At 46.1% G+C, this 23,068-nt stretch carries 31 protein-coding genes; 25 read left to right on the forward strand and 6 right to left on the reverse strand.

Annotated features, from left to right (window positions below; genetic code table 11):
• Positions 1–61 precede the first annotated feature (61 nt).
• The 3 genes from A7983_RS08095 (at position 62) to A7983_RS08105 (ending at position 2,270) form a co-directional block, all read left to right on the forward strand.
• Positions 62–928 (forward strand): hypothetical protein, encoded by an 867-nt coding sequence (locus A7983_RS08095; protein ID WP_005968188.1) that lies wholly within the window; start codon positions 62–64, stop codon positions 926–928.
• A gap of 96 nt (positions 929–1,024) precedes the next feature.
• Positions 1,025–1,309, forward strand: coding sequence for a helix-turn-helix transcriptional regulator (locus A7983_RS23205; RefSeq protein ID WP_005968187.1), 285 nt, complete (start codon positions 1,025–1,027; stop codon positions 1,307–1,309).
• A 139-nt stretch (positions 1,310–1,448) separates the two neighbouring features.
• Positions 1,449–2,270 carry a phage antirepressor Ant gene (locus tag A7983_RS08105; protein WP_005968186.1) on the forward strand — a complete coding sequence of 274 codons (822 nt, stop codon included), beginning with the start codon at positions 1,449–1,451 and terminating at the stop codon, positions 2,268–2,270.
• Positions 2,271–2,475: 205 nt separating this feature from the next.
• On the opposite strand, the gene A7983_RS08110 is transcribed toward A7983_RS08105, so the two are convergent.
• Both A7983_RS08110 and A7983_RS24135 read right to left on the reverse strand, forming a co-directional pair.
• Complete coding sequence (locus tag A7983_RS08110; RefSeq protein WP_005968185.1) at positions 2,476–2,724, reverse strand: hypothetical protein; 249 nt, start codon at positions 2,722–2,724, stop codon at positions 2,476–2,478.
• Positions 2,721–2,915 (reverse strand): YlcI/YnfO family protein, encoded by a 195-nt coding sequence (locus A7983_RS24135; RefSeq protein WP_005968182.1) that lies wholly within the window; start codon positions 2,913–2,915, stop codon positions 2,721–2,723. The genes A7983_RS08110 and A7983_RS24135 overlap by 4 nt, the downstream gene beginning before the upstream one ends.
• 193 nt (positions 2,916–3,108) lie before the next feature.
• Here A7983_RS24135 and A7983_RS24140 point away from each other — a divergent pair, with 193 nt between their 5' ends.
• The 11 genes from A7983_RS24140 to A7983_RS08170 all read left to right on the forward strand — a co-directional run bounded on the left by A7983_RS24140 (position 3,109) and on the right by A7983_RS08170 (position 9,083).
• Positions 3,109–3,360 carry a host cell division inhibitor Icd-like protein gene (locus A7983_RS24140; RefSeq protein WP_005968179.1) on the forward strand — a complete coding sequence of 84 codons (252 nt, stop codon included), beginning with the start codon at positions 3,109–3,111 and terminating at the stop codon, positions 3,358–3,360.
• Positions 3,353–3,547, forward strand: a complete 195-nt coding sequence (locus A7983_RS08125) for a hypothetical protein (protein WP_005968176.1) — start codon at positions 3,353–3,355, stop codon at positions 3,545–3,547. The genes A7983_RS24140 and A7983_RS08125 overlap by 8 nt, the downstream gene beginning before the upstream one ends.
• Positions 3,540–3,722, forward strand: a complete 183-nt coding sequence (locus A7983_RS08130) for a hypothetical protein (protein WP_005968174.1) — start codon at positions 3,540–3,542, stop codon at positions 3,720–3,722. The genes A7983_RS08125 and A7983_RS08130 overlap by 8 nt, the downstream gene beginning before the upstream one ends.
• Positions 3,715–4,032 (forward strand): hypothetical protein, encoded by a 318-nt coding sequence (locus A7983_RS08135; protein ID WP_005968171.1) that lies wholly within the window; start codon positions 3,715–3,717, stop codon positions 4,030–4,032. Before A7983_RS08130 ends, A7983_RS08135 begins: the two co-directional genes overlap by 8 nt.
• Positions 4,025–4,462 carry a hypothetical protein gene (locus tag A7983_RS08140; RefSeq protein ID WP_005968168.1) on the forward strand — a complete coding sequence of 146 codons (438 nt, stop codon included), beginning with the start codon at positions 4,025–4,027 and terminating at the stop codon, positions 4,460–4,462. The genes A7983_RS08135 and A7983_RS08140 overlap by 8 nt, the downstream gene beginning before the upstream one ends.
• Positions 4,459–4,683 (forward strand): hypothetical protein, encoded by a 225-nt coding sequence (locus tag A7983_RS08145; RefSeq protein WP_005968166.1) that lies wholly within the window; start codon positions 4,459–4,461, stop codon positions 4,681–4,683. The genes A7983_RS08140 and A7983_RS08145 overlap by 4 nt, the downstream gene beginning before the upstream one ends.
• Entirely contained in the window at positions 4,661–4,855 is a 195-nt protein-coding gene (locus A7983_RS23215) for a DUF4222 domain-containing protein (protein ID WP_005968165.1), read from the forward strand. Before A7983_RS08145 ends, A7983_RS23215 begins: the two co-directional genes overlap by 23 nt.
• Positions 4,833–5,171 (forward strand): hypothetical protein, encoded by a 339-nt coding sequence (locus A7983_RS08150; protein WP_005968163.1) that lies wholly within the window; start codon positions 4,833–4,835, stop codon positions 5,169–5,171. Before A7983_RS23215 ends, A7983_RS08150 begins: the two co-directional genes overlap by 23 nt.
• Positions 5,168–6,940, forward strand: a complete 1,773-nt coding sequence (locus A7983_RS08155; protein WP_005968161.1) for a DNA primase family protein — start codon at positions 5,168–5,170, stop codon at positions 6,938–6,940. Before A7983_RS08150 ends, A7983_RS08155 begins: the two co-directional genes overlap by 4 nt.
• 325 nt (positions 6,941–7,265) lie before the next feature.
• Positions 7,266–7,538, forward strand: coding sequence for a hypothetical protein (locus A7983_RS08160; RefSeq protein WP_152413522.1), 273 nt, complete (start codon positions 7,266–7,268; stop codon positions 7,536–7,538).
• A gap of 402 nt (positions 7,539–7,940) precedes the next feature.
• On the forward strand, positions 7,941–9,083 hold the full coding sequence (locus A7983_RS08170; RefSeq protein ID WP_005968157.1) for a Fic family protein: 1,143 nt from the start codon (positions 7,941–7,943) through the stop codon (positions 9,081–9,083).
• A 62-nt stretch (positions 9,084–9,145) separates the two neighbouring features.
• On the opposite strand, the gene A7983_RS08175 is transcribed toward A7983_RS08170, so the two are convergent.
• Positions 9,146–9,949, reverse strand: a complete 804-nt coding sequence (locus A7983_RS08175; RefSeq protein ID WP_152413521.1) for a class I SAM-dependent methyltransferase — start codon at positions 9,947–9,949, stop codon at positions 9,146–9,148.
• Between the two features lie 570 nt (positions 9,950–10,519).
• Here A7983_RS08175 and A7983_RS24145 point away from each other — a divergent pair.
• From A7983_RS24145 to A7983_RS08200, 6 genes are all read left to right on the forward strand, one after another.
• A complete protein-coding gene (locus tag A7983_RS24145; RefSeq protein ID WP_005968153.1) occupies positions 10,520–10,690 on the forward strand; it encodes a hypothetical protein in 171 nt (56 codons plus the stop codon).
• A gap of 88 nt (positions 10,691–10,778) precedes the next feature.
• Entirely contained in the window at positions 10,779–11,492 is a 714-nt protein-coding gene (locus tag A7983_RS08180) for a hypothetical protein (protein ID WP_005968150.1), read from the forward strand.
• Between the two features lie 14 nt (positions 11,493–11,506).
• Positions 11,507–12,013: a hypothetical protein gene (locus tag A7983_RS08185; RefSeq protein WP_005968147.1), complete on the forward strand. Its 507-nt coding sequence runs from the start codon at positions 11,507–11,509 to the stop codon at positions 12,011–12,013.
• The gene (locus A7983_RS08190) at positions 12,014–13,780 is read left to right on the forward strand and encodes a lytic transglycosylase domain-containing protein (RefSeq protein WP_005968145.1); all 1,767 of its coding nucleotides are present in this window, start codon (positions 12,014–12,016) and stop codon (positions 13,778–13,780) included.
• 53 nt (positions 13,781–13,833) lie between these two features.
• Entirely contained in the window at positions 13,834–14,496 is a 663-nt protein-coding gene (locus tag A7983_RS08195; RefSeq protein WP_005968143.1) for a hypothetical protein, read from the forward strand.
• Positions 14,497–14,805: 309 nt separating this feature from the next.
• On the forward strand, positions 14,806–15,387 hold the full coding sequence (locus A7983_RS08200; protein WP_005968141.1) for a hypothetical protein: 582 nt from the start codon (positions 14,806–14,808) through the stop codon (positions 15,385–15,387).
• Between the two features lie 7 nt (positions 15,388–15,394).
• On the opposite strand, the gene A7983_RS08205 is transcribed toward A7983_RS08200, so the two are convergent.
• Positions 15,395–16,078 carry a hypothetical protein gene (locus A7983_RS08205; RefSeq protein ID WP_005968140.1) on the reverse strand — a complete coding sequence of 228 codons (684 nt, stop codon included), beginning with the start codon at positions 16,076–16,078 and terminating at the stop codon, positions 15,395–15,397.
• 525 nt (positions 16,079–16,603) lie between these two features.
• Here A7983_RS08205 and A7983_RS08210 point away from each other — a divergent pair.
• The 3 genes from A7983_RS08210 (at position 16,604) to A7983_RS08220 (ending at position 19,779) form a co-directional block, all read left to right on the forward strand.
• On the forward strand, positions 16,604–17,446 hold the full coding sequence (locus A7983_RS08210; protein WP_005968139.1) for a 23S rRNA (adenine(2030)-N(6))-methyltransferase RlmJ: 843 nt from the start codon (positions 16,604–16,606) through the stop codon (positions 17,444–17,446).
• 129 nt (positions 17,447–17,575) lie between these two features.
• Entirely contained in the window at positions 17,576–18,928 is a 1,353-nt protein-coding gene (gene gorA / locus A7983_RS08215; protein ID WP_005968138.1) for a glutathione-disulfide reductase, read from the forward strand.
• 461 nt (positions 18,929–19,389) lie between these two features.
• The gene (locus A7983_RS08220; protein ID WP_005968137.1) at positions 19,390–19,779 is read left to right on the forward strand and encodes a Mor transcription activator family protein; all 390 of its coding nucleotides are present in this window, start codon (positions 19,390–19,392) and stop codon (positions 19,777–19,779) included.
• A gap of 69 nt (positions 19,780–19,848) precedes the next feature.
• Here A7983_RS08220 and A7983_RS08225 read toward each other — a convergent pair whose 3' ends face one another.
• Together A7983_RS08225 and A7983_RS08230 are read right to left on the reverse strand one after the other, a co-directional pair.
• A complete protein-coding gene (locus tag A7983_RS08225; protein ID WP_005968136.1) occupies positions 19,849–20,208 on the reverse strand; it encodes a hypothetical protein in 360 nt (119 codons plus the stop codon).
• 68 nt (positions 20,209–20,276) lie between these two features.
• Positions 20,277–20,879: a hypothetical protein gene (locus A7983_RS08230; protein WP_005968135.1), complete on the reverse strand. Its 603-nt coding sequence runs from the start codon at positions 20,877–20,879 to the stop codon at positions 20,277–20,279.
• Between the two features lie 493 nt (positions 20,880–21,372).
• Here A7983_RS08230 and A7983_RS08235 point away from each other — a divergent pair, with 493 nt between their 5' ends.
• Both A7983_RS08235 and A7983_RS08240 read left to right on the forward strand, forming a co-directional pair.
• Positions 21,373–22,278: a siderophore-interacting protein gene (locus tag A7983_RS08235; RefSeq protein ID WP_005968134.1), complete on the forward strand. Its 906-nt coding sequence runs from the start codon at positions 21,373–21,375 to the stop codon at positions 22,276–22,278.
• 113 nt (positions 22,279–22,391) lie between these two features.
• Entirely contained in the window at positions 22,392–22,931 is a 540-nt protein-coding gene (locus tag A7983_RS08240; protein WP_005968133.1) for a CbrC family protein, read from the forward strand.
• Positions 22,932–23,068: the final 137 nt, after the last annotated feature.

Below are 23,068 nucleotides of genomic sequence, written 5' to 3' on the forward strand. Positions count from 1 at the left end.
AAAGCGGGAAACCCTACCCGCCTGCCTTGCTAACTTATTTAGGGGCGTTGAGGGTGACGACATGGGTATGCCATTACGCGAATATTATCCCGTTAAGCGTGCGGCTGAATTATTAGGTTGCGAAGTCGGCGATTTATTTCATTGGGCATCGATTGGCGCGATTAAGCTATATGTTTCTTTTGAAAATGGTACGGGCTTTGTTCGTTTTTTCGGTGATGGAATAAAAAATGAAGATAGAGATTTAGACCGGTTTACAGAAGAGCAATTTGAATCTGCGGCGATTTTGAAAAATGAGCTATGTACACGGGGTTTTGTATCTGATTCTTTTTCTCGTGTACTTGATTTATTTATTAAAGATGAAGAGGGTAATATAGATAACTCCATTGAAAAGGATGGTGGATATCCATGTTCTTTCAGTGGGTTATGGGCATTGCCGCACACGGCTTTTGGCGTTGGCGTATTATATGATTTTCAACCAAGTTTGTACGACCTTTTTTTATCGATAAATAATAAGATGTTTGTCTCTTTTGAGTTGGATGAATTTATTAATTTAGAACTTGACGGGATTTATGTAATTAAAAGTGATTTCTTAACTATAAAAAATTGCAGTGACGGGGAGGAACTTCCAAATTACATTAATGGTGGTAAGGAAAAAATAGTTCTGCCAAAAAATCCCGATCATACTTATCCTCTTTATGCAGATGATGCTCACTCAACAAAAACTATAAATCTGCGTACTCAGTTCATAAAATCGCTTTTGCGCATTCATTATGGAAACGAGGTGGCGGAAAAACCGCGCCGATTTCTTGATGGAAATGACAGTGATATAAGAAAAGATTTTAAAAATCTTAATATCATAGCCCCATCAGGAAAGACTGTTCAGGGATGGGTTAATGAGGTTGATATCCCTTTCTCTGTCGATGAGTGATCTCTGGAAATTCCGTTAACTTTCCGGAATATTCCAGACAAGTTTTTTTTGATTGATAACAATACCCTCCACAAACCTAGAAACAGTGGAGGCAGCATGAGCAATATTATCTTTACCCCACCTAACCCCGAGCAACGCCGTAACCTTCTTGAAGAGTACGGCTTCAAGTTTGATCGCCGGATTCGTGAAGATGAATGCGGTGAAATCACCAGCCTTTCCCGTTCCAGTCGCTGGAAGATGGAGCAAGAGGGGCGCTTCCCGCCTCGTTGCCATTTTGGCCGTAATAGTTGTGCCTGGCTTCTTAGTGATGTGCTCTGGTGGGTTCGCAATCCGCCATCTGTAGAGAACGTTAATAACCCATATAGCCGTAAATCGGCCTAACAGAATCAATATGCAATTACTCGCAAGATCGCCTGATCAGCGAAAAGAAAATTAATTGCGGTACATTGCGCTAAGTAAATTGCAGCATCCTTAACGCTGTCGCGGCGGCTCTGAATAACAACTTTTTGGAGCGATAGAAATGACTCAGAAAAAAATTACGGCCTTAACTGGCTGCGGCCAAACTCAGCCAGAAACCAGCCAAACGGGTAATTCCGGCAATAACTTTGCTGCGCGAATCCCTGTAACCATAAGCAATATCGGCGGGAAAGAAATTCAGTCAGTTCGTGGGCGAAAACTTCATGAGTTTTTAAAAGTTGGGCGTGACTTCACTAACTGGATTAAAGGCCGAATCAAGCAATACGGATTTGTTGAAGGGGTTGATTATGTAATTGTTGAAAATTTGACCTCGCCAAAACGGGCGAGTTCAAAATCTCGCCAGCGCATCGAACACGATTACATTCTCAGCCTGAATATGGCGAAAGAGCTTTCGATGGTCGAACGTAACGATCAGGGAAAGTTGGCTCGTCAGTATTTCATCGACTGCGAAGAACGTTTACGCCGTGTAGCACCGGAGGAACATCAAGCCGCCCTGCTGAACTGGCGAAAGAATCGCGTAGCGGCCTGTGAAGATCACAAAAGCATGGCCGACGCAATGAAGGGCTATATCGAGCGTACCGGAGACAAACAGCACGGCTTTGCCTACAGCAATGAATGTTCGTTCCTGAATGACCTTGTGTTGGGCGTACACCCGCGAATCTGGGCGAAACAGAAAGGTATCGCAGTTAAGCAGGTACGTGACCATATGAACGCTGATCAACTGGCGTTATTAGCTTATTTGGGAAACCGTGATTGTGCGTTGTTGGATTTGGATACGCCGACAATTGCCCGCAAGGCGAAATTAACTGAACTGGCTCAGCGCTGGCTGGCTAAACGTTTGCTGGGGGTATCTGATGCTAAATAAAACAAAAGCGGCCATGCCGGGCCGCTCGTGTCACTGCACAAAACTAAAGCATGTCCAGAATAACACGCTGATCGATCAGGTCAATTATTTACGCCTAATTCCAGCATATTGTGAACACGAACAATATTCGAGTTTGCCTGAACATAAACAGTATTTAGATTTACTTAACCAGCTCAAAATTGAGTCCGCTGATTTCATTCAATTTTTAGCTTTTGAGATAGCTAGTGTATTCTTGGTCGAAAATAACTTTTATTTCTTTGATGCTTTTATCAAGTCTTTCGGTGGTCTGGTATCCAATTATTGGTATTGTTGGGAGGTTGAGCCATGCAATTCCGTGCTCATCAAAGAAAACCCGTGTTCTGATCGCGATAGAATCATCTTCGATAAAATCTACACGAAACCCAACAAAAGCTTGGCGTATTTCTTCCATGGCTATTGCTTTGGTGATTTTCATAATTCGCCCTCATTGCTTGTATCTTTGGCTTTCTTGCGCTGGCGGCGTTTGATTTCTCCCTGCATTGCCATAACGATAAATTGTCCAGTGCTTTCCCCTGGTTCTTTCACTTCTTCCATCGCATCAACTACTTCATGTGGTGCGCGGGCCTGCACCTTTTGGGATTTTTCATTCTTTGTACCAGTTGCCATTACCGCCCCTCCTGTTATGTGGTGGAGTACAGTATACCGAAAGGAATATTTTTTAAAACACTTGATGTGGAGTCCACTTAATGATTATAGTGGAGTCCACCTTGATGGTTTTATATCTCAGGGGGAAGCGAAGCCCATAAGTGCTACCAACACCTACGGGCCTCTAACCACAAACGTTATGGAGACTAACGCTATGGCTATGCCGAAGTGTACCCAAACTCACCCTAAATTTACATGGCGCTTTCTTGCTCTTAACCGCCACGACAAGAAGGCCAAGCCTTGTCGCCTGTCTGTTGAGGCTGCAACTGAACGTGAAGCCCGCCTTATTCTGGCCCCTCACTTCATCCTCTCTTTTGCTGCACGCCTTCCATTGGTGGATATGGTGGAAATCGTCATGCCTACCTGTGTTGTTGAAACCGAAACGCAGGAGGTGCGCCATGTTTGATAACACGCCTTTGGAATTGGAAGAGGTTATCGATCAGTGCCGTGCTTTGGCCTATGCCATTGTTGAACTGAGTAACCCCGAAGCTAAAGAGATTTTAACTTTCGTGTTAGCGGAGCGGCTGAATAGCCTTCACCAAGCCTTCCATACATCGGAAACCACGGTTCAAGGGGAGGTTGGCCATGCTTAAGAAACACATCAATCATGCGGACGAGGCGCACACTCAAATTGTTCACGCCAAGGCCATTATTACGCTGATAGCGTCCCATGACATTAACAACCCCGCTGTAGAAAATGCACTTGAAGCCGTCGCTGAAATGCTGGAAAGGGCAGAAGCTGAGCTGGTGGAGGTGACACATGGTTAACTCTATCGCTCCGCATGTTGTCAGCGGGAAATTACTTTCCCCTGAAAAGACGCCACAAGAGGCGCTTACCACGTTACGCACTTACTTTGATGAACTGGCTAAACACCAAGAATTCATCGCAATGGCATGGTGTAAGCAGTACGACACCAGACGCGATCTGGAATGGATACGCGACCCTGTTAACGCCAGAATGCGCAGCGCCATGAGCCAGGTATCTGTAATGGTGATGCTGGTGGAAGACAACCTACAGGTGATTGAAAGCCACTTTAAGCCAACACCTTCTACTTCTACGGAGGTGCGTCATGCGTGAGCTAATTTCTGTGGGCGCTCGTTTCATCGAGAACAATAGTGAAGTGTCGGTGGTTATCCAGGAGCAAACAGTTGATCGCGTTGTGTTCTCCTATGAGCAATACCCGCAAGCCAGGCATCACTACCAGCGGGATGCGTTTATCCGTGACTTTTCTCCAGTAAAGGCGAACGAAATCAATCTGGATGCTTACTACGACGATCAGCGGCGTGTTAACGCCCTGATTGGCTCAACTTGTGCGCCAGTACCCGCTACGCCGGAAAACATATCGCGTAATCGTCTTTTACGCGCTCAGGTGGGATTACGGCACCTACTGACTGAGGTCATTCCCCAAATCACCGACGAACAGCAACGCCGTGAGGTTTATTTGTGGGTTGATGGCATTTACGCCATTACGTGCTTTGAGGAAGTAGATGCGGGGATTCAGCCATGAACAGACAACATCTTGAAGTCGTTACGTGCGTCGAACATGCCAATGCAATGAACAAGCAGGCCAGGGCGGTTCTCTCTATGTGGCTTGATTCCTTATCAAATGAGGAACGGGAAGAAGAGGACGCTAACCTTGTTGCCGCCGTTCTGTCGCTGGTAGCTGGTGCCATTAATCATCTTGATAAAGCGATGGAGGTACGCAATGCGCCAACCTCAACCAAATGATCTCTATCAGGACAAGAACGGCCAATGCGTCACTGTCAGAGCGACTGCCTTTAACCGCGTAACGTTTGTGCGTGATGGCTATTCAGCGGAGTGTGTTTATCCCGATAACCGCTTTCTTGCCGAGTTTGTTTTTATGGAAGGGGCCAAACATGATCAGCCAAGTAACGTTTAACGGATTGGTGAAGCGCGTAGAAGCGCTGGAGCTTGCCCTTGCAGCGATGCAGCAAAAAGGCAACGTACCGGACGGTATGGCTCCGCTAACGACGCTGGCGGCTGAAATGGGGCTATCCACCAATAAGGCGGAGGAACTGGCGCGTAACAGTGGCGTAATGATTGTGAAGCAGGGCAACGGCCACATCGTGCATGAAGAGAAATTCCGTAAAGCGGCTCTGATCGTTATCAAGGGTGCCAAACGTAAATATGGCAGTAAATACTGGTTCCACCCGTTGATCGGCAAGTTCCAGATGGTAGGGAGGCCACAGGTATGACGGCAGAGACAAAAGCACGGGAAACCATATCTGATGCGCTATTTTCCTGTCTGTATCGTTGGGTGAATGGTCATATCGTTGATCGGGCTGATACGGCCATAGCAGCTATACGCCACCCGGACGATGCAACCAGTTACGGAATGCTGGCTAAGGAGCTGAACCGGCTAGTGGATTCCAGCCAAACCACCTATGAGTGGCTATGTGATGAGGGACTGATAGCGACTGATCCAAAGAAACAGCGTGAAGCCCGTATGGTGCTGGTAGCAGGCATCATCGGTAAGGAGGACGTGAAAGCCCAGCTTTGTGACGATGAGCGGATTAATCGCGTGTTCCCGTTACCCCTACCAAAGAAGAAGACTCAGGATATAGGAGTAACTGACCTTTCCCGCATGGGAGCCAGCCAGCGCGGTGAAGTGTTACGGGCGCATTATGGTGGTGATTTAGCGGTTCATGGTGATTCTGACACCGTTCACCACTACAACGGCGTGATATGGGAGCCAGTGGCCGATAAGGATTTACAGCGGGAAATGGCCCAAATTTTTATCGAGGAGGAGATTGCCTACTCGCAGAACGCCATTAAATCCGCTGTGGAAACCATGAAGCTGAGTTTGCCTGTCATGGGGGCGACTGCCCGTAATCTTATCGGGTTCAGTAATGGAGTATTTGATACCCGTACCGGGCAATTCCGTGACCATAGTCAGGAAGATTGGTTACTGATAGCCAGTGAATTGCCATTCAGCGCCCCGGCAGAGGGGGAAACGCTGGCGACCCATGCGCCCAGCTTCTGGAAGTGGTTGAGCCGTTCCGTTGGCAACAATAAACGGAAAGCGGATCGTGTTCTGTCAGCGTTGTTTATGGTGCTGGCTAACCGCTATGACTGGCAGTTGTTCCTTGAAGTTACGGGACCAGGGGGAAGCGGTAAAAGCGTTTTTGCGGAAATCTGCACCATGCTGGCGGGTAAAGCCAATACCGTATCGGCCAGTATGAAGGCACTGGAAGACCCGCGAGATCGTGCGTTGGTGGTTGGCTATTCACTCATCATCATGCCGGATATGACCCGCTACGCTGGCGACGGCGCAGGGATTAAGGCGATAACGGGCGGGGATAAGGTATCCATCGACCCCAAACACAAAGCGCCTTACTCAACACGTATTCCTGCGGTGGTGCTGGCCGTGAACAACAACGCCATGACGTTCAGTGACCGAAGCGGCGGCATATCCCGGCGACGGGTAATTTTTAACTTCTCCGAAGTGGTGCCGGAAAACGAACGTGATCCAATGCTACCGGAAAAGATTGAAGGTGAACTGGCCGTCATCATGCGTCACCTGTTAAGCCGCTTTCCCAGCAATGACGGGGACGAGGCAAAACGTTTGTTGCATGAACAGCAGAAATCCGAAGAGGCGCTGGCTATCAAGCGTGAAGGGGATTCGCTGGTGGACTTCTGCGGCTATCTGATGGCGTTGGTAGAATGCGAGGGCATGATTGTGGGGAATGCCGAAATGGTTCCGTTTAGCCCACGGCGCTATTTGTATCACTCTTATCTTTCATATATGTCCGCACATGGCCTTGGCAGGCCCGTCTCGTTAACCCGGTTCGGTACGGATATGCCGGGGGCAATGGCGGAGTATGGGAAAGAGTACAAGCGCAAACAATGTACCAAAGGGGCGGATAAGGGACGGACGATATCAAATGTTCTGTTGGCTGAAGCTGCTGAGGGGTGGCTACCTGCGGCAATAGGCGTAACCGAAGGTGAAGGAAAAACTAAATAATTGATTTAAGTGTCTACCGTGTCTACTCGATTATAAATATATTTAATTATCAGTATTTTAATTGAGTAGACAGTTGGTAGACACTCAGGGTTAAACTGTCTACCGTGTCTACTTTTAAGGTGTTTTTTGCTCAAAAGTAGAGAGTCTGGTAGACAGTAGTAGACACTTTAAGGGGAGACTCTCTACCAGTTAACTAACTGAAAATGTTTATTAATTTATGCAGAGTAGACAGGTAGACAGTCTGAGCAGTAAATTTTAATTTTTATAACAGATGAGGTGAGTTGTGTTTCATTTTAACCGTATAGATGGTGTTGAGGTTGTCAGCATGATTGCAGCAAATCCCGGCTGGTATCTGCGGGTAAAAGAAAATGGCAGTGATGAGGAATGGTGGTATATGCCCGTCGCATGTTGGGCATTGTGCCGTTCAGAAGATGGCGACATGATGTTGCCTTGCGTTCCTGATGACAGAGGGACTTTGACCCCAAACGATCCAGACGCTAACCCTTGCGATTTGGTCTACCTTCCAGATGCAAAACCTGTAGAAAGCAAAAGATTTGGTGACTTAGGGTGCGATATTGTGCAGCCGGATATTGAATGATTTTAGCAAGGTGACTGAAGGGCGTTCCGGCGCGTTATCTTTTGGTGTTATCCAGTGTCTGGCCGTAGCAGTTTCTATCACCAAGCTGGATAAGGTTATGGGGCTTGAATTCTATCTGACGTTTACCGTCGCTGTGGTTGCGACTCTTGGATTTTTTCTATGCATTTTTAGTGTAGGTAAGGTGATCTGAGGTTTCCGCAGAGAGTAAAGTGAGGCAAATGTTGTTGTTCACGCTCCCACAATAATTAAGAGTGATATCTGTCTTACTCAAATTTGAGTTGTTCGTCACGCTTGATTTGAGATGTATATAAACATAATGTTTACTCAATGATATGTTATAAAACAGTTTTTACTGTTATTTTCGAGATATGATAAAACCACTGGTTAAGATAGGTTAACTTGATGCCACAATTTACACACTTTGATCTCGTGCTGCTCAATCCAAGCTTTGATTCTCCCTTAGTTGATGTCTTGACAGAGCTTGAGGTGTTACGACACCTACGGCTTGAAACGGAGGTTCATCCCTTGTTATTTGCTCAACTCAAAGATGTTTTCCATATGCTGGAAAGTTTGGGTTCAGCACGTATTGAAGGAAACCATACAACACTGGCTGACTACGTTGAAAGTAAGGTCGACGGCACGACATCATCCAGTGACCAGCTCAAAGAAATTGGTAACATCGAGAACGCAATGGGGTACATTGATGAGTGCCTGAAATCAGGGGATAGCATTACTGAGTATTTTGTCCGCGAGTTACATGCTATCGCTGTGGCTGGACTTGAGCGGGAAGGGGATCGAACGCCTGGTGCATATAGGGAACATGGTGTAAGTATTGCGCAATCAGAGCATTTACCGCCAGATTTTATTCATGTTGCTGGGTATATGCAGGAGTTGACTGAATTTATCAATCGACAGGATCGTCCCAAATACGACCTGATGAAGATAGCTCTTGCACATCATCGTTTTGGCTGGATTCACCCATTTGGCAATGGGAACGGCAGAACCGTACGACTTTTGACCTATGCACTACTGATTAAGTATGGCTTCAATGTTCAGGCTGGTGGCCGAGTGCTGAATCCTACCGCGGTGTTTTGCAATAATAGAGAGCAGTATTATGCGATGCTTGCAGAAGCGGATACAGGTACGGAGCAAGGTTTAGAAAATTGGTGTCTATATGTATTGGCGGGAATTTCATCTGAATTGAAGAAGGTTGACCAACTGACGAATCGTAATTTCTTGAATTCAAAAATCCTATATCCTGCTATCGATTTCTCGCAAGGTAGAGGACTTATCAATGAAGTTGAGACACAAATGTTAAAACGTACCGTCGGTATGGGAACTGTCAGAGCTGGTGATTTAAGAGAAACATTATCAGGTATGAAACCTGCTCAGATCACTTATCAAATCGGCAAGCTAGTTGATCGCGGACTTCTTCAACCTGTTGAGGCTGGGGCTCGAACGTATACAGCTAAATTCTCAAACTCTTATCTTATTCGTGGAGTGATAAATTCTCTAAAGCAAGAGGGATTCATACCTGAATTGTGATGACACTTGTGTAACTATAACAGCACCTGAATTTCAATTATTTGCTGTTATAGTTTTTTAACTTAAACGACTACGGATATAATTATTGGTTTTATATGGCGTGGCACGCTAACCCCCGGTGCAGATGATATATATTTCATTTGGGATGAATTTGGTAAGTTGATTGCTTCGTTTTTTCTGATTCTTACGTTTTCAGAGTTAACTATATTACTGTTAAATACAGTTGTATTCTGCTCTTCTGCAAACGTGCTTATAACAATTTCTTTTGGTGTGCCTTTCTCATAATAACTTCTCAGCGTGTAATTTAGTTTACAATCTTTGTTTTGGCTTAATTTAGAAAGCTTTTGACATGCGACTGTCGCTCTTTCTCTGTATTGCGATGCGTATGCTACATCTAACTCTTCAACTTTTTGTTTCATCTCCTCTGCTGCCCTATATGGTGATGCTCCAAACAGCCAATTTGTCACATAGTCAAAACTAAATGACTTAGCAACATTATCTGAGTCCTCTGAGAATAAACTACCAACCAATATATGGAAGTTGATTTCGCTTTCTATTTCTTGTGGGGAATTACCGTCCAGATTAATTAATTTAGTGCTGAATCCTGCATTTCTTACATTATCTATTGCTTGTTGTGCTAAAAATTCATTAGCCTCGATAGCTACAATAGAACAACCTTTTTTTAGCATTGCAATGCATCCTAACCCATTGCCACAACCTACGTCTAATATCATTGCATTATCGGGAATGAAACCTGCCATCCAGCTATAATCACTTAGCCTGTTATGTTTTTCACTTTCAATGCCCCAATGTTCTGCATATTGTTCATCAGTCATTGGTGTTCCTAAACTTTGAGCTTTATTCATTTTGATTTCCGTTCGAAACTAATAAGTTGTTAATAATTCTTTTTGTATTCATTTGGCTTTGACTACTATTTATAATACTGCAAATCGTCGGCAGTTTTATAGCAATATATACGTTATATTCCGAGTGGTAATTAGAACTATTTAGCAGTCCGAACATGTGAATAATTTTTTATCTTCTAAATAGCAGTATCAAATACCTCTACAACTATCATGTATTGGCATGTGGCAATTGCGTAATGCCAATACATCGCCAGCTCTGTGTAACGCAGTCAGGCAAAGAAAAGATCTTCAACACTTTGTCCCACAAGGTTAGTCAAAAGCGGGGAACTATTCCACGTAGCTAGTTAGCTTGAACCATTTTCTTAGACGCATTTCTTTGCCCTATTAGTCCCCTTTGCTGCAAAAAACATCTTCCCTGATTGCCTTTCCCGTTCTGGCAAGCGCCGTAAGTTGGCGTTTTGCATTGGAATGACGAGTCTAATTAAATCCCTTTATTTGCAATAATTGTTTGTATTGTTGCATTTATTGCAATATTATTTAACTGTATAAATAATCAGGTAAGGCCATCATATGAATCGTAAACCCAACACACAGGCTGTACTGCTTACACGGAAACAAGTGGAGGCACTACAACGTTTACGGGAGCAAGAGAGTAAGCGCTCTGAGCTTGGTATCACACCGTCAATCCATGAAGTTGCCCGCCGCCTGATGGACAAGGTGTTAAACAAAATAGTGGGGTAACGGCACAGCGCTTCTAATTTTTTGGTTTTTGGCGAATTCAGAGAGGCCATCAACGACCATCAACACGTTTCTACAGGAAAAGATATCCATGTTTAATTTTCAGCATCTTCTCGGTGGCTCCAAAGCCAAAGGCTCAAACGGCAATGATGTTATTCAATCTGACGATGAAAAAGAGCCGATTAAGGTTGCTCGTCCCAGTCAGCATAGCCGTGAACATAATGTCGCTATTTCTGATGAAGCTAAGGAAAACCCTATCCTTGCTATTCGTCTGCTGAAAGAGACTGATCTGTCATCCAAGAAAATCAAGGCGAAGCTGGTATCTGCACCACAGGCATTATCCGTATTTACCCAAAAGTTCATGGAAGAGAACGATCCCACCTGGGAATTTCAGGACGATGAAGAAAAGGCACGGACAGCGCTGACTTACTCTGTCCAGAACGGTGATAAAAACGGTTTTAGCGCGGCCCGTAACAGTGCCACAAAAGCGTTGAAGAAAATGGAAGAGCCTTTGACTGATGATGAGCTTCAGGCGCTGGCAGCACGCTCCACCCAAATGATAAATGATTCCGATCCTAACTCGATAGACAACCTTAATGCACGCCGTAAGGCCGATGAAGAGTACAAAGAGACGCTGGCTCAAGCAGCCGCACGTCGCAATCAGCAATTCCGAGCAACGGGTGCTGTTTTGCCCGGAGACAGTCGGTTAGTCAGCGGTAAAGCCGCCAATCCAGTGAACGAAGCTGCAAAGATTAAATCTCGACTGGATGCAGGATTGCCGATCATTGATATGCCGCCTCGTTAACTGGATGAATGCTTATGAGAACGTTCAGCCATTTAAATCTTGGGGTACAGGATAGCGGCTTAATAGCCAGAAGTGCGTTAAGCCTCTATTCTCCGGTACGGCATCGGGGTGGGGCTTTTGCTGGTGGTGAAGATCAGCAAATAGATGAACAGGAGAGGCAACCACAGCATTCCAACGCACATTGGATAGCGGTTAGCCAGGAAGCAAAAAGTAACCCCATATTCGCACTCAAGCTGATTAAACGGGGTAAGCCGTACCAGCAGGCTATCGATATTCTGTCAGTAAGCCATCGGCACCTCAGCCATTACACCAAACGTAAAATGATTGCGGCTTATCCTGGCTGGGAATGTCTGGATACGGAAGATCGTAATATGGCGGCGTTTATATACAGTTCTCTGAATAATGATGCCAATGGATATCGTGCTGGTTTTAACGCTGCGCTGGTGGCATTAGAGAAATGTGTCGAGCCACTCACCGCTGAGGATTTTATTTCAATATCATCTTTGAGACAGGGGCAGTAAGTGGGTAATTCCTTTGATTTTGAGCTTAAAGCTAATGAGCAGGTTAGCGCTTCTATCGCCCGCATTGAAGCGGCGGCCCGGCAATTAGAGCCAGTTCTTGATGATGCCCGCGATAAACTTAAGTTAGGTGGCGATACGTCACGGCAAGAGTTGGATGAACTTGGCGGTAAATTCGAGAAACTATCCCGTCACGCTAGAGACGGTGTTCAGTTTGTTGGCGATCTGGTCCCCCCACTGAAAATGGTGGGGGGGTTAACGCTTGGGCTGGGGGGGGCCGCTACGGTTATCAATGTTATTAAAAATAACCTGAAAGAGTTTGCAGATTACGGTTACCGGATTGATACCACCGCGAAGAATGTCAGTATGACTGCCCACGCCTTTCAGGAGCTTACCGGAGCCATGATTGAAAATGGCAGCACTCGTGAGGCATCCGAAGGGGCAATAAACGATTTATTCACAAAAGCAACTGATGGCTTATGGGGGGATAACAACGCTTTTAAGTCAAATTTGATGCAAATGGGCATTGACATACATAAAACAAAAGAGGGGCTAGCAGATGTAGGGCGCTTGGCAGATGATCTTAACCGAGTGCTGCAATCAATGCCCCCCGGACTTCAGGCGTTATATATCAATAAACTTGGGTTGTCTCCAGAACTATTAAGTTTATTCCGAAACTCAGCGGATGAGGTGCAGCGACTTAAAGATCAGGCGCAGCGTGATGGGCTAATTCTTAGTGATAAAGAAATCCAGAACGCCGTAGCGTTCAAGCAGCAACTTAACCAAATAGGTGCTCGGTTTGATGGGTTAATCCTCAAGTCTCAGGCTTTACTTGGCGGAAGTGGTGAATCACCCGCAGCAAAAGCACTAAAGGAAAGTAAAAAGTACGAAAAAGACAGTGAAAATAATTTTTATCATGGTGATAAGCAACAGGATATTTTACATCGAGCACGACGTGATGAGGAGTTTAAGAACTCCTTAACATTCAAAGAAGGGCTTGAATTAGCGCTCGGTAGGCCTGGGGATGTTTTACAGGACAAGTTAAACCGTAAATATTCTGAAAGTTGGCAGTCTCAACATGAAAAGATAATTAACCCAACAGATAGAGCGCTAGGAAATACACCAGAACAAAAACATCTTTCAACGTTGGAAGCTAAACACAAACTCCCTTCAGGTATTCTTGATAATGTGTGGGATGCTGAATCTTCTCGTGGAAAAAATCTGTTATCGCCCAAAGGCGCTCAAGGCCCATTCCAGTTTATGCCAGCTACTGGCAGAGATTATGGGCTTAATTCGTCAGGTGATCGAATGGATTTTCACAAATCGAGTGAGGCCGCAGCACGCTACTTGTCAGATTTACTCAAAATGTTCGATGGCGATGTGAAGAAGGCCCTTGCCGCATATAACTGGGGACCTGGGCGGGTTCGTGATTATGGCTTGGGGCGTGCGCCAAAGGAAACCAGAGATTATCTGCATAAAACAATGCCGGGCTTGCCATCATATTTCTATCAACAAGATGGTGATTTGGAAATGGATGGCAGCGTTAACCGAAATTCATCATCAATATTCAGTAATCAGTCCTCTCAAGGTAATAGTGATGTTGCTGATGCCAGTAAGGATTTGATCTCAGCGCTATCTACACTTAATCAAACTTTGCAAGATGGCCCAATGCAGATCGAAATATCAATGATTGATAACAAAACAGGAGAACGGCGAACGTTATCCAGTGGTAATGGCGGGAGAATAACAACACCGCTGCAATTTTCGTAAATACATAAATCATTATGGGTAATGACGAAATTTAATTACTTTTAGGTGGTGATATGTCTGGCTTGAAAGAGTTATCGGCTCAACTGCAAAGAATAAAGAAACAGATTCCATTCGCTACCGCTCAGGCATTGACGAGCGTTGCCCGAAAGATAGCGGACGCACAAAAAACGGCGATAAAGCGGAATTTAAACAACCCCACTCCATTCACTATTAACTCTGTGCGATCAACCGGCGCTCGAAAAAATAACCTCACAGCAAAGGTGCTCGTGATGGATACCGCAGCCAATTATATTGAGCCGTTTGAATTCGGTGGTAAGCATAAGTTAAATAGTCAGGCGTTGCTTAACCCTAAGAACATCAAACTGAATCAGTACGGAAACCTGCCGCGCAACAAAATGTCGCAACTCAAAGCCAAGCCTGATGTGTTCATTGGTGAAGTAACAACAAGGTATGGCGAAAAGGTTAATGGTGTCTGGCAACGAAAAAAAGCCCAAAAGCTCAAAAAGGGAAAGGTGAAGCGTCGTAAGCGCTCTGCTAACGGTACAAGGCAGGCGCGTCTACAGCAACGGTCACCGAAGTTATTAATTCGTTTTGGTGATGCTTTGTCGGTTAAACCTACGTTGGGTTACATGGACAGAGCTAACACGATGGCGGCAGCATTGATGCCGGGTGAGTTGAGTCGGGCGATAGCAGAAGCGATGAGGACGGCGAAATGATGGCATCAAATGACAACAGTTATCATCTAGAAAAAATGGGTCCTTCCTGGCACTTTTGTAAAGCACGGGCATTGCGCGCCGCGTTGTTTCACTAGCTATCAACTTTTGAATTTGATTCACACTTTACACTTCACAGTTTTGTTGATGGATTGTTGCAAGTCCTTGGTGGCAAGGCGTAGCGGGGAAATAGAACAGTATTTGCTTCACAGTTTGATTCACACTTTTCATTAAAAAGTGTGAATCCTTCACAGATTTTAGTGTGCACAAGTGTGAAGGGTTCACACTCTGCCTGTCAGAGGGAATATTTTTATGTTGATGTCAGTAAGCCAGTACGCCGAACATGCCGGGATGAGTCGCCGGGCATTCTATAACTGGGAGGGCAAAACGGGCTTTCCCGTGCGGGTTAGCGGTAAGGTTGATTCGGATGCCTGTGACGCTTATCTGTCTCGGTATCGTGACAGTCATGATCCGCGAGCACAGAACGCCAAGAGCAAGTCTGTGCTGGCCAGAAAGAAGAAAAAAGCAGGTAACGATCTGGTGGAAATGAGCGTCACTGAGATTAAGCGGCACCTGGCGGATTGTGTTGGTCAGGCGGTTGGCATGGATGGGCATGAACGTGCTGCACTGTCTGCTAAGGCTGTAGGCCTCTATTTGAGTGAAGGGCCGGATAACCCGCCTGTAACGTTCGGCGGCTATCGGCTGTCTATCGTCGAAACGCCGGCGTGTGAAATTGGGGAGATTATTGCTGGCGGCGCTTTTGGCCTGTCAGCTTACGATGTGGTTTACGAGTGCCGGGATTACACTCTGACTCTCATGAGCGATGAAATAGAGGCAACGGCGATACGTGAGGTAGTTCCTTCACTGCTTTATGTTTTGGCTGATGATAATTAGATAGTCATCAATACTTGTTCTCAAATTCCTTCATTGCTTGTTTGCTTTTCTTCAACTGAATAATACGGTGATGCCATCGTTTCTTTCGTACTTCACGGAGCACCTGAAACATACCATCCTTACGTTTCAGATCATCTGTATCTGGTAGTCCTGCAAGTCGTCGCAGACGGGCTGCAAGAATGAAGGCGTTCAGCCCCACGTTGTAGCCCCGGAGCTGTAATTCCCAAAAAACAGTCGGATAATCGGGGTGTTTTTCATTAGTTAATGATGACATCAGCGCTGCGTGAATTGTTTCAAGTGAACGAAGTTTGAAGATCAGCCCAACAGGCAAATTTCGCCAGTCACCAGTCGCGCTTGATAAGTCCAGTTCAGGAAGTGGTTTTCTGCCAGCATTCATATCTATCAGCAACTGTAGTGGTAAGGAAATAAAAGCTGATGCATAGAGTTCCAGCTTAAACGCCAGCTCAGTCGCTAGATAATGAAGCTCTTTTTTTCTCTTGTCTTCCGACGCTATTTTTTCACGGCGCAGAGTAAAATGGTGCGTAAGTGCAACACCCGCAATTGCAATACATCCAGTGATAAGGCCAGTGGCAACACTACCCCATATCCCCGGCCCGTTATTGAATACCTGCACCGTAACTGGGTGTGACGCCGTTGCCGCCACGCCGCTTGCAACCTGATTTGCCAGCATATTGACTTGTTCTTCCCTTCAGTTTGCTCTTCACATTACAGATTTAGAGTGCTCATCTGGAATAAATTTTCCCCCGATGAGTAACCCAAAACGTTAGACATTGCGAACAAGCGGAGCGTCATCGCCTTCATTCTCCCCCAGATCTTACCGGGATCATTTCGGATAGCAAGAACGTAGTCGTATTTGCTGGTAACGCTAAATTGTTTCTCATATTGATGCTTTATTTCTCATAGTATGTGGCCATAACTGGCGGGTGCAATCTCCAGTAACTGTAGCGTTAGTATGCAAAGCTAAGTCGATCGTAAAACTCTATGCCTGTCTTTTTCCACTTGCCCATTACTGGGGAGCCCTAAGCGCTCACGCGGCCTTTTTTGTTCGTGGCGTTTCTGCCGTATACTCTCCTTATCCGTTCCCCTGCTTTCATGTCTGTGCAAAAAGTGGTGGGGTAATCTGTGGGGTAATAAATGAATTTTCATATGTCTATCACAGGTTAAAATCATTATAAATCAATATGGTATGTGAAATATGCTAAGTTACCGCCACAGTTTCCATGCCGGCAATCACGCCGATGTGCTGAAACACACCGTTCAGAGCCTGATCATCACAGCCCTGAAAGAGAAAGAAAAACCTTTCCTGTATCTGGATACCCATGCAGGTGCCGGACGTTATCAGCTTAGCGGCCCACACGCCGAGCGCACAGGCGAGTATCTGGATGGCATCGCGAAGATCTGGCAGCGTGACGATATTCCGGCTGAACTCGAACCTTACATGCAGGCGGTGCACACCTATAACCACAACGGACAACTGCGCTATTACCCCGGTTCTCCGCTGATTGCGCGCCAGCTACTACGCGAGTATGACAAACTCCACCTGACCGAACTGCACCCCAGCGATTTCCCACTGCTGCGCAATGAATTTCAGAAAGATGCGCGTACCAAAGTGTTGCGTGACGATGGCTATCAGCAGTTGAAATCACAGTTGCCGCCGCTTTCTCGTCGCGGATTTGTGCTGATCGACCCGCCTTATGAGCTGAAGACGGACTATCAGGCCGTGGTCAAAGGCATTAAGGAAGGACATAAACGCTTTGGCACGGGCGTATTTGCACTGTGGTATCCCGTGGTGCTACGTCAGCATATCAAGCGCATGCTGAAAGAGCTGGAAGCCACGGGTATTCGCAACATTCTGCAAATTGAGCTGGCGGTGCTGCCGGACAGCGATCGCTACGGCATGACGGCGTCGGGCATGATTGTGATTAACCCGCCGTGGAAGCTGGCGGCGCAGATGAAGAGCGTGCTGCCGTGGCTGCATAGCGTGTTGGTGCCAGAAGGCACCGGACATACGCTGGTGGAGCAAATCGTCCCGGAATAATACGCGGCGATTGCTGTGGGCGACGCGGTCGGTTTTTCCTATTGTAACCATAGGTATAACCTTTATTGGTCACGTGGCTCTGGCGTTACACTCTAGGCAAATTTTATTCACTTAAGCATGGATACACTGATGACCAAACACTATGACTATCTTGCTATTGGCGGCGGCAGCGGCGGTATCGCGTCTATCAACCGCGCGGCGATGCATGGACAAAAATGTGCGTTGATCGAAGCGAAATATCTGGGCGGCACCTGCGTCAATGTCGGCTGTGTGCCGAAGAAAGTGATGTGGCATGCGGCACAGATTGCCGAAGCGATCCATCAGTACGGGCCGGATTATGGGTTCGATACCACGGTGAATCAGTTTAACTGGGGCACGCTGGTCAAGAACCGTAGCGCTTACATCGATCGCATTCACCAGTCCTACGATAACGTGCTAGGCAAGAATAAGGTTGATGTCATCCACGGTTTTGCCCGTTTTGTTGACGCGCACACGGTGGAAGTGAACGGCGAGAAAATTACGGCTGACCATATTCTGATTGCGACGGGCGGACGCCCGGTTCACCCTAACATTCCGGGTGCGGAATACGGTATTGATTCCGACGGCTTCTTTGAACTGGATGCGCTGCCGAAGCGCACCGCTATCGTCGGTGCAGGCTATATCGCAGTGGAGATTGCTGGCGTGCTGAACGGGTTGGGCTCTGAAACCCACCTGTTTGTGCGTAAACATGCACCGCTGCGCAGCTTTGATCCGCTGATTGTCGATACGCTGGTGGAAGTGATGAACACCGAAGGGCCGACGCTGCATACTGAGTCGATCCCGAAGGCAATTGTGAAGAATGCCGATGGTAGCCTGACGCTGGAACTGGAAAACGGGCAGTCACAAACCGTCGATTGCCTGATTTGGGCGATTGGTCGTGAACCGGCGACGGATAACCTGAACCTGAGCGTTACCGGTGTGGAACTGAACGACAAAGGCTACATCAATGTCGATAAATTCCAGAACACCACCGTTCCTGGCATTTACGCTGTCGGCGATAACACGGGAGCCGTCGAGCTAACGCCGGTTGCCGTTGCCGCGGGGCGTCGTTTGTCCGAGCGTCTGTTTAACAACAAGCCGGACGAGCATCTGGACTACAGCAACATCCCGACCGTCGTCTTCAGCCACCCACCGATTGGCACCGTCGGGCTGACCGAACCGCAGGCGCGTGAGCAGTATGGCGACGAACAGGTGAAAGTGTATAAATCTGCCTTCACCGCGATGTATACCGCCGTTACGCAGCACCGCCAGCCGTGCCGCATGAAGCTGGTCTGCGTGGGTAAAGAGGAAAGAATCGTCGGTATCCACGGTATCGGCTTTGGTATGGATGAGATGCTGCAAGGCTTCGCGGTTGCCGTCAAAATGGGCGCAACCAAGAAAGACTTCGACAACACCGTGGCTATCCACCCAACGGCGTCGGAAGAGTTTGTGACGATGCGGTAATCGTGCCTTACTGCTTTTCTGGAAGATGAAAATATGCTGGTTGAATAGTGAGCTATTTGGCCGGCATTTTTTATGAGGGTAATAACCTGGCCTAACTGATTTTTTCAAATGGTACGTGCTCCGTTAGCGCAGTGAGCCGATCCAATCCTCGATTTTTCGCCAATAAATAGAGGGTGAATCGTTTTGAAAGTAGTTGGATAGATGACAAATAGATGCAGGCAAAATAATTTATTTAATTATTTAATTTGGTGCTAATTAATATGTCTATCTTACAATGCTTATTGTATTTTTTTCCTCTGCGGAAATATGATGCCTTATCATTTTTTCTACTAATGGAGTCTATGGGTAGGTTGCTTGTCTTAAATCTGAAAATAATCTATAGCATGAATTGTTTCCCTATCGTTTGCGCGTTGTAAATGTGATGTCATCGAAATTACAGGAACAACACAAGGAATGGTTCTATGAGCTATAAAGAAAGTGCGGCACATAATGATTTTTTCTATGGGCTTGATATAAATAAATTACCTGATCAATTTCAGGAGTTAATTAATATCATGGGGTTGGAGGATGCCTATATTTTTTCAAAAATATTTGGTGGGCAATGTAAATATATCCCTAAATCACCGAAGTGTTTTTGCTCAGATATCAATGGGGATTCTGTAGCACGGTTATGCCAGGAATTTGGTGGTTTAAGTATCGATGTTCCCCATGCTAAAAATATTGATAGGCAGTTACGTAATCGTGAAATAATAAATTTATTAGATAGGGGGAAATCGCGGACGGAAGTTGCTAAAATATATAATCTCGGAGTAAGGCAAGTGGCTAATATCAAGAAGACCGTGTATAAATAAATCTTATGAATAGCATTGATAAATAAAAAGCATCCAAGACAACGTGGATGCTTTTTATTTGTTTATTTTTTAAATTGAAATGGTTTTACCGAATTTGAAATCTCCAGATTTTTGTCCAAAGTCGGTTAACAGGTAGGTTGTTGGTGTTATATGTTCTCCCATTGCGATCAGGTAATCACTTGTTTCGGTATGGTAGAAAAATATACTCACGCTTTTTTGACTATTACCAGAAGAGGCATGTAGCACAGGGTGGTCATCATAGGTGTAGCTGCCTGTCGCTTTCCCTCTTCCAGAGGTAACATCATTCATTGCTTGTTTCATGTTGGCGTAGCGATTTTTCTCAAGGTAGCCTGCTAATTCATTTTCTGCCTGCGTTTGGTTGAAAGGACCGCTTTGTACACCTTGATCAATGATATAAATATCAGACATATTATTTCTCCAAAAGAAAATATAGGGAATGAGGAAGGCAGGAACTCTCCTGCCTTCCGATTGCTGGATCAGGAAACCGTCCAGGTATTGTTTTGTTGCAGTGTAGCGGCAACGCTGTAAATGTTTGGTTCGAACACTAATTCAACGGCATCGCTGATTTGCTCAATATCCAAAATTTCACCTTCTTCATAGTTACCGAATACAATCCAGTAAGAAGGATGTGGGATAAACTCAATATGTAAATTTGGCTGTGCTGCCTGTACGAAAGTTCCTGCATTGCTCATTCCAATACCGACAGCAGCCTGCTTGAGTGGAACATTGCCGCTTTCATCAATATAGAGTGAACCCGCTTGGCCAGTGAATGATGTCGGGCCAAAGAGATACCCTCCATTGTAGTCCAATGTGATGGTATTTGCGGACTGAAGGTTGGCAGGAATTTCTTCCCCGCCTTCAAAAATGACACCAGGTTTAACTTCACCTGTATCTGACCAAACGAAAGAATAATCAATGTTCCAGCGGAAGGTTTCATGCACGTTCGGATTCACGAACTTGCTAAACCATGCCAGTGAGAAAATATTCCGTGCCTTCTGGTCCGGTGCTTTTTGAAAGATTGCTACATTGCCTGAATTACTTGATTTGTTGATAAACTCAACGCTGTATTGATTAGACATAGTGTATTCCTCTTTATTATGAACCCAATATTAGGTTCAAACACTATTATCCATATGCCTATATTAAAAATAATAGGGAAGTAAGTCCTGTTAATTATTATTATGGTTTTTTGGATCTGTAAGTGATTTTTTATTGATATAGTTAGATGGCTCAGTAGTTCCAGTGGGAGAAAATGAAAAATTAACAATTTTTATCGCACAGATATTTATTGTGAATAATTTAGCTTAATGTTAATTCCTTCGCCTTCTTGGGCATAGTGCATCGTAGAGTTAAAAACAGAATTTATAGGGTGATGTCAGATTGGCACGACTGGGAGCAACACTTTGCCTGTCTTGGGTTTCCTATTTTTCTATAATGTCTATGTGTTGCAGTATTTTGGGATGGCAGAGTGATAATGATTATCGTTAGTGTTTTGTTTATGATAAGTTGCGGTGAATGGGTTTTATCCCGCGGACTGATTTTTCTCTTACAAAACATATCGGCTTTCTCACTATGTCTTTAGCTAATCGCACGACGTCTTCAGCCTATCGGTTGTTCAATTTACGCTTAGAGAGCAAGACGTTGCTCTCACCTTCGCTTGTTCGCTGTGTGTTCACCGGCCCGGAAGTGCGCCAGATGAAACTGGACGCGCCGGATCAGCGCATCAAACTGCTGTTCGCCAGTGAAAGCGGGGAGCAGGTGCCTATGGCCGTGAGCGATACATGGTATCAGGACTATCTGGCGCTGCCGCGTGAGCACCGTCCTATTTTACGCACCTATACGCTGCGTTCTGTCTCACGTGAATCACAGCAGGCGGCGATCGATTTTGTGCTGCATGGTGATACCGGGCCAGCCTCAAGCTGGGCGAACCACGCCAAGCCAGGCGATGAGTTACAGATCGTTGCACCCAACGCGGAAGCCGATGGCGACAGCGGAGGCTATGAATGGGCTCCGCACGATGGTGTGGAGCAGGTGCTGTTGATTGCGGATGAAACGGCGCTGCCAGCAGTCATGGGAATTCTTGAACAACTGGCTGACCAACCTTCTCCGCCATCGGTACAGGCTTTTCTTGAAGTGCCGAAAGCGGCCGACTGCGTGACGTCGGGCGACTTCCCTTTTGCCGAGATTCACTGGCTGCCGCGTGAGGAAACTGGCAGCACAATATGGGGCGAACGCCTGCTAGCTGCGGTACAACAGGATGTGAAAATTCCCGCCGGCGCCTGCACAAACTATGATGAAACGGCACAGGAAACGCCGGAAGACGCGCTACTGTGGGAGCGGGCAACGGCGCATCGCCCGTTTTATGCCTGGGCGGCGGGAGAATCTTCTGCCATCAAACGGCTGCGCCGCTATCTGCTCGACGAATGCCATCTTGATAAAGCGACAATCAACTTTATGGCTTACTGGTCGCATCGCTGAGAAAAGTGTCTATGTGTCTGGCTGAAGAGATTTATTTGGTATAGCCAGACTCTGCCGTATATTACGTACAGTTTAATTAGGATAGCTTACTGGCTGCGTGGAGCGCTCATCTCATGAATACACCTTTCCCTTCTTTCCGTTATCACCCTAATCCGTTATCGACCGGGAGTATCAAAGCGGCTGATGATGTCTGCCTATGCTGCAATCAGGCGCGTGGCTATGTTTATACTGCCTCGTGCTATACCGCGCATAAGCTGCCTGAAAAGAAATTTTGCCCTTGGTGTATTGCAGATGGCAGTGCGGCAGCACGCTATGACATGAGCTTTTCTGACGAGTATCCACTGTGCAGTGAAGGTATAGCTGTGGAGATCATCGATGAGGTATGCAGCCGTACACCGGGTTATTCTTCCTGGCAACAGGAAATCTGGCTCTCGTGCTGCGACGATGCCTGTGCATTTGCGGGGGATGCCAGCCGCGAAGAGCTTGTCGCATTGGGGGCTGAGGCGTTAGCGGTGCAATTTGCGGATTTTTCGTGGCCGTTGGAAACGTGGAAGAACGTGGTTGAGTCCTATCAGCCCGGTGGCGAAACGGCGTTTTACCGTTTTGAATGCCTGCACTGTCAGAAGGTACATTACGGAATTGATTTCTCCTGAGTGTGGCGGTGCAGTGCTGACATCAGTAGGGATGCGGTGAAAACCGATGATTACGACGCATTAAATCTGTTTTGTAATAAGATTAAGATGGTGTCGATAGCGCCGTAGCGTCGTATCAATCGTGTCCGCAGGTGTAA

Origin of the sequence: Pectobacterium wasabiae CFBP 3304, assembly GCF_001742185.1 — a bacterium.
Classification (GTDB): domain Bacteria; phylum Pseudomonadota; class Gammaproteobacteria; order Enterobacterales; family Enterobacteriaceae; genus Pectobacterium; species Pectobacterium wasabiae.

What these genes read in the sequence shown, in the direction of transcription:
- A7983_RS08095 (WP_005968188.1), top strand. Translation starts at nt 62, where the DNA reads ATGGGTATGCCATTACGCGAATATTATCCCGTTAAGCGTGCGGCTGAA.
- A7983_RS23205 (WP_005968187.1), top strand. Translation starts at nt 1,025, where the DNA reads ATGAGCAATATTATCTTTACCCCACCTAACCCCGAGCAACGCCGTAAC.
- A7983_RS08105 (WP_005968186.1), top strand. Translation starts at nt 1,449, where the DNA reads ATGACTCAGAAAAAAATTACGGCCTTAACTGGCTGCGGCCAAACTCAG.
- A7983_RS08110 (WP_005968185.1), bottom strand. Translation starts at nt 2,724, where the DNA reads ATGAAAATCACCAAAGCAATAGCCATGGAAGAAATACGCCAAGCTTTT.
- A7983_RS24135 (WP_005968182.1), bottom strand. Translation starts at nt 2,915, where the DNA reads ATGGCAACTGGTACAAAGAATGAAAAATCCCAAAAGGTGCAGGCCCGC.
- A7983_RS24140 (WP_005968179.1), top strand. Translation starts at nt 3,109, where the DNA reads ATGGCTATGCCGAAGTGTACCCAAACTCACCCTAAATTTACATGGCGC.
- A7983_RS08125 (WP_005968176.1), top strand. Translation starts at nt 3,353, where the DNA reads ATGTTTGATAACACGCCTTTGGAATTGGAAGAGGTTATCGATCAGTGC.
- A7983_RS08130 (WP_005968174.1), top strand. Translation starts at nt 3,540, where the DNA reads ATGCTTAAGAAACACATCAATCATGCGGACGAGGCGCACACTCAAATT.
- A7983_RS08135 (WP_005968171.1), top strand. Translation starts at nt 3,715, where the DNA reads ATGGTTAACTCTATCGCTCCGCATGTTGTCAGCGGGAAATTACTTTCC.
- A7983_RS08140 (WP_005968168.1), top strand. Translation starts at nt 4,025, where the DNA reads ATGCGTGAGCTAATTTCTGTGGGCGCTCGTTTCATCGAGAACAATAGT.
- A7983_RS08145 (WP_005968166.1), top strand. Translation starts at nt 4,459, where the DNA reads ATGAACAGACAACATCTTGAAGTCGTTACGTGCGTCGAACATGCCAAT.
- A7983_RS23215 (WP_005968165.1), top strand. Translation starts at nt 4,661, where the DNA reads ATGCGCCAACCTCAACCAAATGATCTCTATCAGGACAAGAACGGCCAA.
- A7983_RS08150 (WP_005968163.1), top strand. Translation starts at nt 4,833, where the DNA reads ATGATCAGCCAAGTAACGTTTAACGGATTGGTGAAGCGCGTAGAAGCG.
- A7983_RS08155 (WP_005968161.1), top strand. Translation starts at nt 5,168, where the DNA reads ATGACGGCAGAGACAAAAGCACGGGAAACCATATCTGATGCGCTATTT.
- A7983_RS08160 (WP_152413522.1), top strand. Translation starts at nt 7,266, where the DNA reads ATGATTGCAGCAAATCCCGGCTGGTATCTGCGGGTAAAAGAAAATGGC.
- A7983_RS08170 (WP_005968157.1), top strand. Translation starts at nt 7,941, where the DNA reads ATGCCACAATTTACACACTTTGATCTCGTGCTGCTCAATCCAAGCTTT.
- A7983_RS08175 (WP_152413521.1), bottom strand. Translation starts at nt 9,949, where the DNA reads ATGAATAAAGCTCAAAGTTTAGGAACACCAATGACTGATGAACAATAT.
- A7983_RS24145 (WP_005968153.1), top strand. Translation starts at nt 10,520, where the DNA reads ATGAATCGTAAACCCAACACACAGGCTGTACTGCTTACACGGAAACAA.
- A7983_RS08180 (WP_005968150.1), top strand. Translation starts at nt 10,779, where the DNA reads ATGTTTAATTTTCAGCATCTTCTCGGTGGCTCCAAAGCCAAAGGCTCA.
- A7983_RS08185 (WP_005968147.1), top strand. Translation starts at nt 11,507, where the DNA reads ATGAGAACGTTCAGCCATTTAAATCTTGGGGTACAGGATAGCGGCTTA.
- A7983_RS08195 (WP_005968143.1), top strand. Translation starts at nt 13,834, where the DNA reads ATGTCTGGCTTGAAAGAGTTATCGGCTCAACTGCAAAGAATAAAGAAA.
- A7983_RS08200 (WP_005968141.1), top strand. Translation starts at nt 14,806, where the DNA reads ATGTTGATGTCAGTAAGCCAGTACGCCGAACATGCCGGGATGAGTCGC.
- A7983_RS08205 (WP_005968140.1), bottom strand. Translation starts at nt 16,078, where the DNA reads ATGCTGGCAAATCAGGTTGCAAGCGGCGTGGCGGCAACGGCGTCACAC.
- A7983_RS08210 (WP_005968139.1), top strand. Translation starts at nt 16,604, where the DNA reads ATGCTAAGTTACCGCCACAGTTTCCATGCCGGCAATCACGCCGATGTG.
- gorA (WP_005968138.1), top strand. Translation starts at nt 17,576, where the DNA reads ATGACCAAACACTATGACTATCTTGCTATTGGCGGCGGCAGCGGCGGT.
- A7983_RS08220 (WP_005968137.1), top strand. Translation starts at nt 19,390, where the DNA reads ATGAGCTATAAAGAAAGTGCGGCACATAATGATTTTTTCTATGGGCTT.
- A7983_RS08225 (WP_005968136.1), bottom strand. Translation starts at nt 20,208, where the DNA reads ATGTCTGATATTTATATCATTGATCAAGGTGTACAAAGCGGTCCTTTC.
- A7983_RS08230 (WP_005968135.1), bottom strand. Translation starts at nt 20,879, where the DNA reads ATGTCTAATCAATACAGCGTTGAGTTTATCAACAAATCAAGTAATTCA.
- A7983_RS08235 (WP_005968134.1), top strand. Translation starts at nt 21,373, where the DNA reads ATGTCTTTAGCTAATCGCACGACGTCTTCAGCCTATCGGTTGTTCAAT.
- A7983_RS08240 (WP_005968133.1), top strand. Translation starts at nt 22,392, where the DNA reads ATGAATACACCTTTCCCTTCTTTCCGTTATCACCCTAATCCGTTATCG.